This window comes from Plectonema cf. radiosum LEGE 06105 (assembly GCF_015207665.1).
Lineage (GTDB): Bacteria > Cyanobacteriota > Cyanobacteriia > Cyanobacteriales > Nostocaceae > Rivularia > Rivularia radiosa_A.
This window is the reverse complement of record NZ_JADEWL010000023.1, coordinates 10,426-26,231: the sequence shown is the minus strand read 5'-3', so window position 1 is coordinate 26,231 and position 15,806 is coordinate 10,426. Positions and strand designations below refer to the sequence as shown.

Here is a 15,806-nt window from a genome sequence, read left to right as displayed (position 1 = left end):
TTAAGTTTGAATGTGTTGGTGTGGTTGTTTTAATTTTTTCTATTTTGATTAATGGAGTGGTGATTTTATGAAGATGGGGCTGCGGAAATTGATTGTAATTTTTGCGATCGCTTTATTACTTTGTGTCTCGCAGCCTTTATGGTTGAGTTTGCCTATGCTTTTTGGTGGTTCTGTAGCAGTGGGGCAGACAAATGATGAACGGAAAGCAGAAGCAGAAAGTCTATTACAGCAAGCTTTGCAGCAATATAATAACCGTCAATATGGACTAGCATTACAGTCTTTACAAAAAGCACTTGCTATCTACCAAAGAATCAAAAATGGACAAGGTCAGATCAAGGTTCTATATAACCTTGGTTCTGCTAATGAAGCTTTGGGAGATTACTATCAAGCAGTCTACTATTATAACAAATCTTTAGTAATTAGTCAAAAAAACTCTGATAGTGAATTTGAAATAAATGCTTTAAGAGATATTATTCTTATTTACTATTTTAACTTAAAACAATATGCCAAGGCTATTGAATACTTACAAAAATCACTAATAGTTTCGCAAAGAATTAATAATCATAAAATAGAAATAATGAGTCTAAGAATATTAACTGAGGCTTATGAATATTTAGGTAACTATACTAAAGTTGTCGAGTACGGGCAGAAAACATTACTAAAAGTAAGGCAAGTAACAACAATAGACAAAAAACTAGAGCCTCAAACTCTCTTAACTCTAGGTGAAGCTTATGTCCATCTCAATGACTATAGAAAAGCAATTGACTCCTACCAAGAAAGCAGAGTAATTGCAAGAAAAATTCATAATACAGAGATAGAAAAAAAAGCTTCATTGTTTTTACCACCGGAACCTTTTTCAATTAATTATCCAATAAATGAGTTATTCTTTTTATACAGATTAGGTCAACACCAATATAAAGAAGGTGAGTATAAAAAAGCTTTAGAAACTTTTCAAAAAGTTTTAGTAATTACTAGAGAACTTATGGAATATTCAAATGAAGGCTACACTCTCAATGAAATTGGAAAAGTTTATTACATACAAGGAAAAGAACATTATCCCCAAGCATTAAATTTTTATGAAAAAGCCTTAGCTATTGCAAAAAAGATACCCGATAAAAAACTTGAAGCTACAGTAATCAATAGCATAGGAGAAATTTATATTGGGCAGATTTATTATGGTAAAGCTGAGAAAGCTTTTAATCAAGCATTGAAAATTTTAAGGCAATTGACTGTTACTGGCAAAGAATTAGAAGCCAACAAAGAATTAGAAGCAATTCTTTTCAACAATCTTGGAAACATTTATGGTCTTCAAGCTAAATATTCTGAATCACTCTCATTCTATAAACAAGCTTTAAATATTCGCAAAAATTTAGGTTATAAATCTAGAACAGGCGAGATATTATTATCAATAGGTGGTATTTATGAAAAAATAGAAGACTATCCCAAAACTTTAGAAGCATATCAGGATGCTTTAGACTGGTTCAAAGAAAATAATGACAAGCGTGGTGAAGTTGCTGCTAGGTTATCGATATGTATAACTCTTACAAACTTAGGCTTAGTTAACTATTATGATCAACAATATGAAAATGCTGAAAAATATCTATTTGATGCAATTACAAACTGGGAATATCTCCGATATGAAAATTTAAGTAAATTAAATGATGATCTAAAAATTAGCGTAGTTCAAGATTCATTTTTTACGTATAGCCTATTACAGAAATTACTAATTACACAAAAGAAAACTGATGTAGCATTAGAAGTAGCAGAGCGAGGTCGCGCTCGCACTTTAATAGAATTAATACTATCAAATCAATCTAGTCAAAAATTAAATATAGAAAATATTAAGCTCCCAACATTAGATGAAATTCAGAAATTAACTCAAGCACAAAAAGCAACAGTAGTGTATTATTCTCTAATTCAAGATAATAGAAGATATAAAGTCAATTCTGGCACTCAATTTACGAAAAATAGTCTTTATATGTGGGTCATTAAACCCACAGGTGAAATAACATTCCGCCCAGTTGACCTCAAACCTATTTTACAAAAAGAAAACACCACTCTTGAAGAACTGGTTGAGAATACCCGTGACTTTATAGGAGTGCGCGATCGCAGTATTTTTGCACGAACAAATTCCACCACTCAAAATACCACAGCCAAACGCGCTCAATTTGACATCAAAGTTTTCCCATCCTCCGACGATGACCCAAGTAAAGACTTACAAAAACTCCATGAAATATTAATAGACCCCATCGCTGACCTTCTCCCCACTGACCCAAATGAGCGTGTAATTTTTATCCCCCAAAACGAACTATTTTTAGTTCCCTTCCCCGCACTCAAAGACGCACAAGGCAAATACTTAATTGAAAAACACACAATATTAACAGCACCTTCAATTCAGGTACTAGGATTAACCCACAAACGAGCAAAAGAAGTAAAACTTGCTTCCGTGCAAAATGCCTTAGTCGTCGGTAATCCCGATATGCCAAGTGTAGCGCCAAAAATTGGAGATGAAGCACAACCCCTATCCAAGTTACCGGGAGCGGAAAAAGAAGCGGAAGCCATTAAACCTCTTCTCGAAGAAAATAAGCTCAAAACCAAACTGCTTATCGATAAGCAAGCGACAAAAGCCGCAGTTTTAGAACTATTACCCCAAGCTAAAATTATACATCTCGCCACCCACGGCTTATTTGATAACATCCAAGGTTTGCAGAGTGCGATCGCCCTTGCACCATCAGGTAAAGATAACGGTTTGCTGACAGCCGAAGAAATTCTGAACTTAAAACTCAATGCGGACTTAGTAGTTCTTAGTGCTTGCAACACAGGCAGAGGACGTATTACTGGTGATGGTGTAATCGGCTTATCCCGTTCCTTAATTAGCGCCGGAACCCCCAGCGTAATCGTCTCACTTTGGGCTGTCCCCGACGCACCCACAGCCGAATTGATGACCGAATTTTATAAAAATCTCCTAAACAAGCGAAACCCACTCGATAAAGCCCAAGCATTACGCCAAGCAATGCTCAAATTTAAAGATAAACCACCCAAAGACTGGGCAGCATTTACCTTAATTGGGGAATCAAATTAGGTGATAAATTAGTTTTTTCTATCCCAAATCTCAAACCAACAATCAACAATATAAAACCGTCATGATCAAACGTCGTAACTTTTTACAATTAACAGGCTCAACCCTAGCAGCATTAGGAATGAGCCACCTTGATATTATGAATCAAGGAAACCGCTACGCTAAAGTTTTAGCAGAAAACACACCACGGAAGCTAGCACTATTAGTAGGGATTACAGAATATCCAAAAATTGAACGTTTTGAAAAAAAGCAATTAGAAGGATGTGTAAACGATGTACTTTTTCAGAAAGAACTTTTAGTTCATAGATTTGGATTTTGTTCTAATGATATTGTGACATTAACTACTACAAAGGATACCCCACTAGAATTTAAACCTACTCGTAAAAATATTTTAGAAAAATTTGAAAAACACCTGATTGAACAAGCAAAACCAGGGGATATAGTAATATTTCACTTCTCAGGTCATGGTTCACACTTGCGAGATCCTAAATCCCTTCAAAGTTGTGATGATAAAAGATTTCTCGAATTTAATAGTACCTTGGCAGTTATTGACGACAGTCAGAATAATTTTGCACCAGACATTATGGGACGCACTTTATTTCTGCTGAGATTAGCATTACAAAAAAAAGGTGTAACTAATGTAACCATGCTTTTAGATAGCTGCTTTTCTGGTGGTGCAACTCGTGGTAACTTTGTCGGGCGCTGGGCTTCTGGTGATGGTTATGACCCTCACCCCGATGAAAGAGAATATCAGAAACGCTGGATGGATTATTTGCAAATTCAAGATGAAGATGCATTCCAAAAATTACGTTGTTCTAGTGTAGGGAACGGAGTAGTAATTGCTTCATCAGAAAAAGGTTTAGCATCATGGGACGGACTAATTAGTGACTTTCCTGCTGGCGCTTTTACTTACTTTTTAACACAATATCTATGGCAGCAAACCAATACAGTTGGTAAAGTTATCACTGAAATTAAATCCCCAATACAATCTTTTGCTACATTTCAAAACCCAGTGGTAGATGGTGATGATACTCAACCGATATTTTTTACTGATACTAAATCAATTCCTTCATCCCAAGGTGTAATTTCTAAGATTAATGGAAAAGAAATAAATTTATGGCTAGGAGGACTCGAGTATGAGAGCTTATCAAGTATGCAAAAAGATGCGAAATTTGCGGTTTTAAATAATTTGGGAGAAGTATTAGGAGAAATTGTATTAACAACTTCTCGTAATTTTTTAAATGCAAAAGCAAAACTATTACCGCAATCGGCTAACTTGAATATCCAGCCAGGAATGTTTATACAAGAAATTAGTCGTGTTATACCAGCTAATTTAAAACTCAATATCGGTTTAGACCCTTCCTTAACAAAGGATATAGGTGATGCGAGGGAAAATATTTCCAAAATTAAGCGCATGGAAGCAATACCCGCACAAGCAAATACACTATATTCAAAAAAAGTAGAATATATTCTCGGTCGCATGACCAAAGATAATAGAAAAAAACAAACAAATCGGGAAGATTTACCAGATATTGACACTATAGGTTTATTTAGTGAGTCATTAGAATTTATCCCAGGTTCTTTTGGTAAACAAGGAGAATCTATTACAGATGCAATCTCTCGCTTAAAACCCAAGCTCACATCTTTTCTAGCAATGCATATTCTCAAGCAAACATTAAATGCTAACTCTTCAAAACTAGATGTAGAAGCATCCATTAGTTTATTAGAACAACCCAATACAATAATTGCAAAAACGCAAATAGCAACAGCTAAAAGCAATCAAATTCAAGCGAAAGAAACTTATTCCCGTGTTTTACCCCTGAATAAACTATTCCAATTTGAAATCAAAAATAATACGCCTGAAAACCTCTATGTCATAGTTATACTAATTGATGTAACTGGTAAACCTTATGTAGTATTCCCTTACCAAAATAGAATTAAGAACGAGACATTACAAATCAAGCCAGGTACACCTTTAATAGTAGGAAAACTAGGTCAAATAGAACTAAAAGCAGTAGAAAAAGGAACAGCCGAAGCTTTAATAGTTACAAGTCGTTCGGAATTAAAAAATGCTGCCAAGATGTTACAGCAACTGGTACGTGAAACCAGAGGAGGAGGAAGAGGAAAAGCCAATCAGCCAATAGATATTAGCCGAGGAGAACCTGTTACAGTGATTGATGACTTGCTTGATGATTTAAGTGGCAGTCGTGGAGGTAGCAGTCAACCAAGAGAAGTGAAAGCCAATAATATTGCTACCTTGTCAATGAGTTTTGAGGTTGGGTAAGTAGTAAACTTTATTCTGCAACACCCAAATAATTTAGCCTCCTCAATTTACCACAAAGTTATGGCTTCAGGGAAATTTTCCTGGAGCGTCTCCAAGATATTGACTAAAACTAAGCAGTCAATATCTAATATGACAAATTTAATTGGTGAAATAAGCCTTATCTTTGATAAGGATGCTTCTTTTTGGATAAATTCACAAACCCCAAGACTAATCCGCTTCCTAAGATAGTTAAAGGTTGAGGAAGGGGTTCTGGTACGGATACGGATTGACTTGTTTCTAAACTAATATTGTTCAAAGACAACGCAGAGGTCATGCTAAAATCATTTATATCTATTACACCTAAAGCAATTGTATAAGCTCCAGCGTTATTAAATTTGTATTCGTAGCTTTGGATCCCCGTTTGCCGATCAAAATTATTAGTAGAACTTGTAGTTGTACTATTGATATCAGCGAGTTTTGTGATTTGTCCGTTCACCAAGAAGAAGCCATAATCTAAAAATGAGCCACGAAAGGTTTCTACATTTTGAGAGATGACTTGGGAAGTTTCATTAGTACTAAAGTTCCATGCAAATTTTAATTTATCACCAGCTTTAACGTTAATCGTCTTTTGAATCGCAGAACCTTCATAGGCTACACCGTCGATATCAAATATACTGACATCTACACCAAGAAAGTCTTCTAAACCCCCAAAACCAACTGTCCCAGCAGGATTTCCAGAATAATTAAAGTCGCCATTATTAGCTCCTAAATCAAAATCATCATCAAATAAACCATCGGTGGACAAATTTGCAGTCGTAGGGTTAACTACTTCTACATCTCCAAATTTTTCCCAAGAGTTATCGAATTTTAAATTTAGCGCTTGCGCTGGGTTGGAAAAAAGCAAGCTTCCCCAGGTTAATATGCTAACGAGTTTAATAGTAGTTTTCATAGGTTTATTTTGTATTATTAAAAATGTTTTGTTTCCTTGAATAAAAATCAAGAGTATATAGTCAACAGAAAAATATTTTCTGCCCTATACTGCTTCAGTGCAATGTTATGCTTTTGTCAAAAAATACGCTTAAATAAAAATCATAATGTATCTATTGTTTGGGTTAATATCCGTAGATAAAGTGCAGAATCAATTATTATGGATAACTGATTTGCTTGGATTTACCCAGTAGAGATACATCTAAGATACTGCTTGAAAATCAAGTATAAGAATATTAACGAGGAGATAGGTAAATTTGAAGTGAAGAAAATTACCTCGTATGTCAAATGGCAGTAAATATGCTGTGACAGTTCTGTAATATTTTAGTCAAAATTAAAGACCTAAAAAAAGGTACTCTAATCTAATGGGAATGATTCAAGATATTGGCATTGATAAAGAAACATTTTTCGAGTTGTTACAAAAATAATATGTGAAAGGCAATTCAAGCATAGAACTCATCATCTAGATCGTTTTCATTCTCTACAAAATATACAATGGTGATCGCATTCTCAACAATCAATTCCCCAATCACGAAAAAGTGATCGCCTGCCATTTTTATTAAGGTGAATTCGACAGCGATCGCATTTTCCATACCTCACCTAGAAATGCGATCGCCCCAAATTACTCTTAATGGCAAACTACACCAAAGGCGATCGCACATCCTGAATACGTATTGAGTTTACGCCTTATCCATGCTAGTTTTCGTTTTCTGGCTTTTTATTTAGGGATGTTTAATTTATCCTTTATGTATTCTATTCCAAATCCATAGCCATTCTTGAACCCACCTTGTTTAGGTATCTTAAATTTGAATTTTTCAACTACTTTGAGACTTACATTTACGTTTACACCATTGACAAAACCACCCACTAAACCTTTATTATCAAGTTTTTGAAGTATTTTGTAAATAGATACAATTTCCTGCATTTTTTTCTCTGTATTGTTAAGCGCTGTACTAAAATCAGTTTGGTCGAGTGGAGAACCTTTTGTAGAGGCAAGACCTAAAACCTCGCCAATAAATATTAGATTGGTTGCGCCAAACCCCTGAAGAAAACCAATTGTGGCACCTGAGACTTCATACGGATTAACTGATACTCCAAGCTCAACAGGTTTTCCGAAAATTTCACCTAACCTGCGGCTATATTCCAGAGCTGCAACTAGTCCACTTGGATCGGTTGCATTAACAGGATCATTGCCCACATAACGGTAAAGATTTGCATCTTGTCCTCCAAAACCTATTGGATCTTGACTGATAAACCGCCCTAAATTCGCATCATAATAACGAGCGCGGTTGTAATATAAACCAGTTTCGCTATCGAATTCCCTACCAGCGAAAGTAAATCTATCTCCCAGATTAGGATTGGTTTGACCAAGAATTTCCCCAAAACTATCGTAGTTGATACTGTTAACCAAATTACCTACAGCATTCGCCATATCCCTGATAGTTCCCAACCTGTCTGTTAGATACCAAGATGTACCTTCACTTGGGCGATAACGAGCTATTAACTCATCAACATCCGCACCTTGCAAGTATCGACTAATAATTTCTCCTGCTGGATTTAATTCTGCCCATAATTCATCGCCATCATTGACGAAGTATGTTGTTTGTCCATTAACTGTTTTGGAAATCCGACGGTCAAAAGCATCATACTTAAACTCTACTGACTGGGTTATATTTCCACTTGTATTTCTATCTACAATTCCTATCAATCGGTTGCGGAAATCGTAGTTGTAGGTGGTAGTAATACTTGTCGAAATATTGGTCTTGGTTGCTAAATTACCTTCTCTGTCGTAAATGTAGTTAAATTGACCATCGGATAATATTTGGTTATTTGCGCCAACTACAAAACTACTACCCGTTGGGTTGCCATTCGCATCGTAGGTATAATTTTCGTCTGGGAGTAAAGACCTGTCAGCATTAGTTAATTGGTTAGCTCTATCGTAAGTGTAATTTGTAGTTTGTCCTTTGTAGGTTTCACTGTTTAAGAAGCTTGCCAAATTATAGTTATAGCTGTAGTTAGCTAAGGTAGAACCCGTACCGTTAGAGTGAGTGATACCAGTTAACCGTTGTAGTGCATCATAATTGAAATTGCTACTACCAACAAGCTGCGTACCAGCCAGGTCTGAGAAGCGTTGAATTTGAGTGCGATCGCCTCTACTATCGTAGGAATAATTAACTCGTGCTGGGTCAATACCTGTTCCTTGCCAAGTTTGGCTGGTTAGTAAATTACGCGCATCGTAAGTTGAGTTAACCCGAACACCGAAATTATCACTAACTGATGTTCTATTGCCTGTTCCATCATAGGTATAATTCAAACTCACTGGTACTAATCCAGATACACCAGTTTGGTTGACTTGGGTAACTCTATCCCGGCTGTCGTAGTTGAAAGCAAATGTACTATCAGCATCGTTAGCTCTAACCAAATTACCTACAGCATCGTAGGTAAAATTAATTGTTCGGCTTGGGGTGCTATTACTCAGCCAATTTTCTTGAACTAGACGATTAACCCCATCATAAGTAAAGGTACGCTGGCGATTATTACGGTCTATAATTTGGATTACATTATTTACCGCATCGTAAGCATAATTCCCCACATTACCTAATGGGTCAATTTTACGAATTTGCCGTCCCAATGCATCATAAGCAAAACCTGTCCGATTGCCTAATGGGTCAATTACCGCAGTTTGGTTTCCGGCTAAATCATACTCAAAGGAAGTAGTGCTACCATTCCCATCTGTGACTGCTGCAATTAAACCATCTTCTCGATAAGTTGTGGTGGTTGTACGTCCCAATGGGTCAGTTTCGCGAATGCGTCTACCAAGAGCATCATAACCAAACTCTGTTACACCATTAAATGGGTCGATTTGTCGAATTAAGCGACCTGCATCATCATATTCATACTTAACTGCGTTACCTAATGGGTCAATAACACTGCTAATAAGTTGGGCATCATAAGTGTATTTTGTTTCATTACCCAAAGCATCGCGTTTAACAATTAACCGTCCAACATCATCAGTCACATATTCTGTAGCGCTACCATTTTCGTCAACTAAGCGGCTAATTTGACCAAATTGATTGTATTCAATTTGTTGCGTACTGCCATCTGGGAAGGTTACTTGAGTTGGTTTACCCAAATTTGTACCGTTGTAACCAAAAGTGGTGGTGTTACCATTAGCATCATTAAAACTGCTAACTCGACCGAGATTGTCGTAAGCAAAAGTATTGCTTGTACCTGTAGCATCAATCAATTCAACTAAATTACCGTTAGTACTGTAAACAAAGCGAGTTATGCGTCCTAACGGGTCAATTTCCGACGTAATGTTATTAAATTGGTCGTAAGTGAAGCTGCGAGTATTACCCAAAGCATCAGTAATACTACTGACATTTCCCCTAGCATCAAACTTCCGAGTTGTGCTAAACCCTCTAGGATCGGTAATGTTAATCGGGTTATTGTTTGCGTCATAGTTTGACTGAGTGACTGCACCTAATGGGTTGATAACCGAGGTCACGTTACCACGACTATCGCGTATTGTTGTTGTGGTGTTACCAAGTGCATCGAGTTGGGTGAGGGTAGAACCACCTGCACTAACGTTGTAATCACTAGAAATAGTATTGCCTAAAGCATCTTTAGTTGCTGTCACCCGACCTTTTGCATCATATTCGGTGCGGATAACAGCTTTACCCCGTGGGTCAATAATTTGCTCTAGGTAATTGGGATTGCTTAAGTAAGTGTGACGGGAAACCAACCCTGCTTGGTCGCTTACACTTACCAAATTCCCCCTCGCATCGTACCCGTAAAGAATTGCTTTACCTGTGGGGTCTTTAATTTGGGTAATTCGTCCTTGGGTATCCCGCAGAAATTCAACAGAAGCGCCTGTAGAACTGAAAATACCATTATCCCGGAAGGTTAAAGTATTGTTGTTACGGTCTTTAACTTCTTGCAGACCTTTAAATTGGTCATACTCGTAAGTTGTACCGTCTTTGGTAGTGAGTTTATATTCCGAGGGGTTATAAGCAAAGGGAATCAAGAATAAACCAAAACTACCATCTGACCTTTGTTGCAGGTTAATGTCATCAACTTCTAACTTGTCATAAACTCCAGGGTCAGCAACAAAGCGGGGTTTCCAAAATGCACCCAACAAGCTACCACCAGCGACATAGGGGTCAAAGGTAAAGCCAACACGACGACCTTCGGGGTTGGTTAAATAGACTTTTGTTCCAGCAGTGAAGGGATTTGCGCCAAATAGTGATGGTACACCTTGTTTTTCGGCATCCGTTAATGGTACTGATTCTTTAATTTTGGCATCTTTAACTCCCAAACTCCAACCAAAGCCAAAATCACCGGAGAAACTACTTTGGAGTGTGTCGTAAACTCGATTAATTTGAATAGGAATTCCCGCTAATGGAATCGACAAATCGGTTAATTCAAGTCGGAAATTACCAAGTTTGTTGTCACCGGAAACACCCAGAAAAACTCCTCGCGAGCTAATATTACCGCTAAAATCTTGGGCTGTGACTCGCAGTACGTAGTTACCATTGAATAATACAGTCGGGTCAAATTGACCGATTATCGAGCGATTAACATTAGTTTTACCTTCAGAGATAGTCACAAAATCTGGGTCAACAGCAGCCAGATTATTAATATCAACTTGGTCTAAAGGTGCATAATCTACGCGGTAAAATTCCAGATTATCATCGCTGATACTACCAACAATATCTGTGAGGCTGGTAATAGTTTTATTGGTTTGGGGACTGATAATTTCAACTGTTGGTGCATTAGTGTCGCTGGGGTCAAGTACGCGCAGAGATAAATCTTTTTTAACTACATTTCCTGCGGTATCGGTTGCAGTTGCCACTACTTGGAATACACCAGCTTTGTTTAACTGGACTGTCGCAGAACCTGCATTGAGAGTGACGGGATTTCCATCGATCGTTAGGGCAATATTGGCAATACCATTATTATCTGTACCAGATACTTGGAAAGTGACGCTTTCGCCGATGTTAACAAGATTGCTGCTAAAACCAAATTGAACTGTAGGTAATTCCCTATCTACTCCATCACCGACATTTATTTGGAAAGTTTGGGTTGCAGAACCTCCGCGTCCATCTTGTACCCGCAAAACAACATTCTGGATTCCTATTTCATTTGCTGTAGGTCTCCAAACTACCACACCTTTTGATGCATCTACAGCCATGCCATCAGGTTTTTCCAACAAATCAAAGCTTAGAACATCTCCGTCTCTATCTCTAGCGAAAGCATTATAGCGAAATAAGCCATTAGAGATAACATTTGTAGGAGCGGTACTAGTAAAAAATGGATTGGAGTTAGTTGCGGGATCGGGTGTTTGATAATTACCGAAATTAATATTAGTAACCGAATTACCTGGTGCAACAGTCAATTCGTAAATTTTGTCTTGAGGTACTGTTTGTTGCCAACCGGGTTTTAGTTCCTCGCGGACTTTGTAAGTACCTGGAGCCAATCCAGTTAATGTGTAGCTACCATTTGCATCAGTAGTTGCAAAGCGTTCACCATCATCACGCTTACCGTTATTATTATCATCAGTGTAAATTACCCATCCTTCAAGACCAGGTTCAGGAGGTTGTGGATCTGTATCATAATTAATGACTAAACTGGCATTTGAACCAGTCAGTTCAAATGCAAATGCGTTCCCAATATCACCAGTCCTAACAAAGTTTGAAGCGTTTGCAGAAAGAACTGATAAATTTCCTTGTTCTAGTGCTTGTCCAAAACCTGTCCACCTTCCAGAACCAAATGAAGTTAGTTTAGAACCAGGTCCAGTCTCGGTTGTCATCCGAACCGAAAGACCACCTGCTGCGGTGTCATACATAAACAGGGCTAAATCATTGCCAGCAATTGACCCTGTAAAAGCAGCTGTATCGTCTGAAAAGCTAAAAATATCATTCTCGGCATAAAAAATAAATGTTGTACCATCAAGCTGATTTCCGCTAAATGTAAAAGTTGTCTTTGCATTTGTACCAATCAGTGTTGTGTCTGCTTGAACTACAATTCCATTAGTTGTGGTTGTACTCCTGACAACCCCATCATCGATGACATTTGGAGAGCCAAATCCACCACCTGAGCTATTACTCAGAACTTTTGTAGTACCATCAGAAAAACGAAGTACAGGGTCTATTGACCAAGTAACCTCTTCATTGCTTGGAGTATCTATATATCTAAAATAACCATCAAAAGGAATTAGACCATTGTTTGCTAATCCTCCTTTGACTTCAAGTCTTGTTGTATTGTTTTCTAGTAGAACAGAATTACCTGTGAGGGTGACATTCGCAGGAGAACCAGTAGTGGGTGTAAAGCCAATATCCCAAATACCATTTGCATTCAGATCGTTAAATTTAAAGCCTTGAATCGTTCCAGGTTCCGAATTTGTTAAGTTTACACTAAAAGTTTGATTATCAATTTCCCCGCGATTATCCTTAACCTGAACAGTTACGTTGTAGGTTCCTAATGTTTGAGTTGAAGTATTCCACGTAATCACTCCAGATATTGGGTCTATGACCATATTTTGTGGAGCATTTACTAAAGAGTAACTTAGTACATCCCCATCGGCATCAACAGCATCAACATCATAGGTATACTGTTGCGAAACTATAGCATTTTCTATAGACTTACTAGTAATTACAGGTGCATAATTACCCGATGGCTGAGGATTTGCGGGTGTTCCTTGGGTCAAAATCGTAAATACCTGTTCAACCTCACCACCCCGGTCATCTTTAACTAATAATTTTACTTGTTGAGCGCCGATTTGGTTTCCTTGCGGTGTCCACTGAATTAAACCATCGGGGGAAATATTCATTCCCTGGGGTGCTTGATTTAACTGGAAATTTAAACCATCTAAATCGGGATTATCAGCAATTATTTGGTAGGTGTAATTTTGTCCGACAGTCGCATTCCCACCTGGGTTAGAAGAAATGCTGGGTAAGCGATTCGGGTCGAGGACATTTAATTTATACTCTTGAATATCTTCCCCACCTTTCCCATCAGCAACTTTGATTTTAAAAGCATATTCCCCAGTTGCAGGTGGAGTCCAAATTAATTTACCTGTTTGGCTATCAATGCTTGCTCCTTGGGGTGCGGAAACTAAACTGTAGGTAAGGGTATCGCTATCTGCGTCGATTCCTCGTACTTCGTAAACATAATTTTGAGCATTGCTAAAATCAATACCCTCTCTTCTCTCACCACCATTTAAAGTCAAATTATATGTAGAAGAGGCTGGTAAAGTTAAACTCCAATCATCTTGGGAGACTTGTCTAACTTGGTAACTTCCTGCTTGGAGATTGGTAAATTTGTATAATCCTTGTTCTGAAAAGGGGTCAATTTTACCATCCCCATTCACATCAAAACTGCGAGTAACCTGGGTTCCGATAATTTCCCCTGTAGTTGAGTTGACTAATTCCACTACAAACCCATCCAAACCAGCTTCTTTTGAACGCACAGCATTTCTATCAAAATCCAAGAATGCTTGACCTTGAATTTCTGCTAAACCTGCTTGAGTTGTTCCTAACTCAATTCCCTTGATTTTCGTGTTGGTGTTACGCAGAATAATGTAGTCGGTTTCTGGTTGGCTGATAATTTCGGGAGCGTTATTTCCAGCACCACCCGCATTGGCAATAGTCACATTCAACTGGTTTGTGGTGGCATTACCAGCAATATCTGTAGTTGTAATTGTGAGGATGCGATCGCCACTGTCAATCCCAGTTAAATCAATTACTTGGTCAAACTCTCCCCCAGCATTAAACACCAAAGGTATCTCTGGTAAATTATCGAATCGATAACTAACAGCAGCAATACCCGAACCTGTCCCATCAACATTACCCGTCAATCTCGCACCAGTTTGTAGGAGAGTTGTATCAATTGGGTTGGTAAGGTTAAACGATGGATTAACTGTATCGATAACAACATTTAATGGTAGGGAGAGGGAACTAACATTACCAGCGGTATCAGTTGCGATCGCAGTGAAATTTTGCGTCCCATCGTTTAATTCACCTGTGGTAATTTGCCAAGCACCTGTATTATTTGCAGTGGTTTCCCCTAGCAATGTCGAACCGTTATAAAGCTGGACTATGGCATTATTTTCCGTATTACCTGTAATTGTCGGAGTGCGATCGCGGGTAATATTGTCAATGTTGCTAATACCACTATCACTATCGGAAGTTAATTTAATAGTCGGTGGTTGAATCGTTTGCCGAGGAAGGAAGTGACTGGGAAAACTACTGATTTGATTTGGCGTAACATTTTCGATCTGGAGATAAGGTCTAGCAGTTAAACTACTATTGCCATCACTATCTAGGAGAATTGTTGTTCCTCCAGAATAGGAGCTAAATTTGAGATAACCATCACTGATGGGATTTACCCCGTTGTATCCAAAACTGTTTAAAACCCCCGTGAGGTCGATGACATCTGTGCGGAGTTCAAAGTCTTTAATGATATCTCCAGCATCACGGATATTATTGTAAACAAATGTATCGCTACCCAAACCACCGAAGATTGTATCAGCTGCAAATCCACCAGTAATGCGATCGCTCCCAGAAGTCCCAACTAAATTATCCCGTCCGGATGTACCTACAATATCATTCGTGGATTGCTCAATTAATAATGTTTGAGCGTTTAAAATTATATTCTTAAAGTCATTTTCTACTTTTAAATCTTGAATTCGTTGTGATGTTAAATTACTTCCAGAAACTAACAGAGAAAATAATTTTCCTTCATCTCCATCACTGTCACTTGGATTTAATTGTGTATCTAGATAATGTCCCAGTTCTTCGGTGATAACTGGGACAATTTTTTCAACATTATATTGATTCGCTTCTAAAAATGATTTTGCCAGATAAATAGTATTTGTCTGTTGACTGAAAGCCCCCTGAGACTGAAGTTCAACAATTTCTATAGAAGGAAAGTAATTACCAGTTATAAAGTCCCTAATCAAAGTCGTGGCGGTTTCTGGTTGCCATTGTTTACCAAAAGGTATTTGCAATTTCTGAAGATAATCTGGTTCTTGTAAAAAATCTTCTAAGGAGTTTTTTATTTGGGAAATTGCGCGCGATAGTGAGTTATTTATATTGGTATATTCCGAAAAAATACCAGTTTCTTTATTTACTACAAAAAAATCACCCAGCGAAGAATCTTTTGACGATGAGACAGTACTTGTAAATGATGGAAACTGAATACCTTTTATTAGTTGTGAGGGTAGATAATTTCCAGAGGAATCAAAAGCATGTATGATTCCTTCGTCAAGAGGAAGACTAGAAGAAAAGCTCTGCCTGTTATTTAATGTAAATGGTGCCTCAAAGGGAGAGGGTTCAGCACCAATAGAATAAATATTATTTGTTGCGAATAAACTGGACTGATTGAGAAAGTTATTTGATTCTAAGTTTTCCATTATTGGATTCTCACTTAAATCTATTGTAAAATTTTGACTGAGGACGCTTTTAATATTTTTAA

At 37.6% G+C, this 15,806-nt stretch carries 5 protein-coding genes; 2 read left to right on the top strand and 3 right to left on the bottom strand.

Features of this window, described 5'->3' with window-relative positions; genetic code table 11:
- Positions 1-67 precede the first annotated feature (67 nt).
- Positions 68-3,082 (top strand): CHAT domain-containing protein, encoded by a 3,015-nt coding sequence (locus tag IQ247_RS10040; RefSeq protein WP_193919469.1) that lies wholly within the window; start codon positions 68-70, stop codon positions 3,080-3,082.
- Between the two features lie 61 nt (positions 3,083-3,143).
- Entirely contained in the window at positions 3,144-5,363 is a 2,220-nt protein-coding gene (locus IQ247_RS10035) for a caspase family protein (RefSeq protein WP_193919467.1), read from the top strand.
- A gap of 157 nt (positions 5,364-5,520) precedes the next feature.
- Here the strand turns inward: IQ247_RS10035 and IQ247_RS10030 are convergent, their stop codons facing one another.
- The 3 genes from IQ247_RS10030 to IQ247_RS10025 form a co-directional block, all read right to left on the bottom strand.
- Entirely contained in the window at positions 5,521-6,291 is a 771-nt protein-coding gene (locus IQ247_RS10030) for a PEP-CTERM sorting domain-containing protein (protein ID WP_193919465.1), read from the bottom strand.
- Positions 6,292-6,772: 481 nt separating this feature from the next.
- Positions 6,773-6,922 carry a hypothetical protein gene (locus tag IQ247_RS32490; RefSeq protein WP_228059628.1) on the bottom strand — a complete coding sequence of 50 codons (150 nt, stop codon included), beginning with the start codon at positions 6,920-6,922 and terminating at the stop codon, positions 6,773-6,775.
- A gap of 125 nt (positions 6,923-7,047) precedes the next feature.
- Entirely contained in the window at positions 7,048-15,744 is an 8,697-nt protein-coding gene (locus IQ247_RS10025; protein WP_193919463.1) for a putative Ig domain-containing protein, read from the bottom strand.
- Between the last annotated feature and the right edge of the window lie 62 nt (positions 15,745-15,806).

What these genes read in the sequence shown, in the direction of transcription:
- IQ247_RS32490 (WP_228059628.1), bottom strand. Translation starts at nt 6,922, where the DNA reads ATGGAAAATGCGATCGCTGTCGAATTCACCTTAATAAAAATGGCAGGC.
- IQ247_RS10040 (WP_193919469.1), top strand. Translation starts at nt 68, where the DNA reads ATGAAGATGGGGCTGCGGAAATTGATTGTAATTTTTGCGATCGCTTTA.
- IQ247_RS10035 (WP_193919467.1), top strand. Translation starts at nt 3,144, where the DNA reads ATGATCAAACGTCGTAACTTTTTACAATTAACAGGCTCAACCCTAGCA.
- IQ247_RS10030 (WP_193919465.1), bottom strand. Translation starts at nt 6,291, where the DNA reads ATGAAAACTACTATTAAACTCGTTAGCATATTAACCTGGGGAAGCTTG.
- IQ247_RS10025 (WP_193919463.1), bottom strand. Translation starts at nt 15,744, where the DNA reads ATGGAAAACTTAGAATCAAATAACTTTCTCAATCAGTCCAGTTTATTC.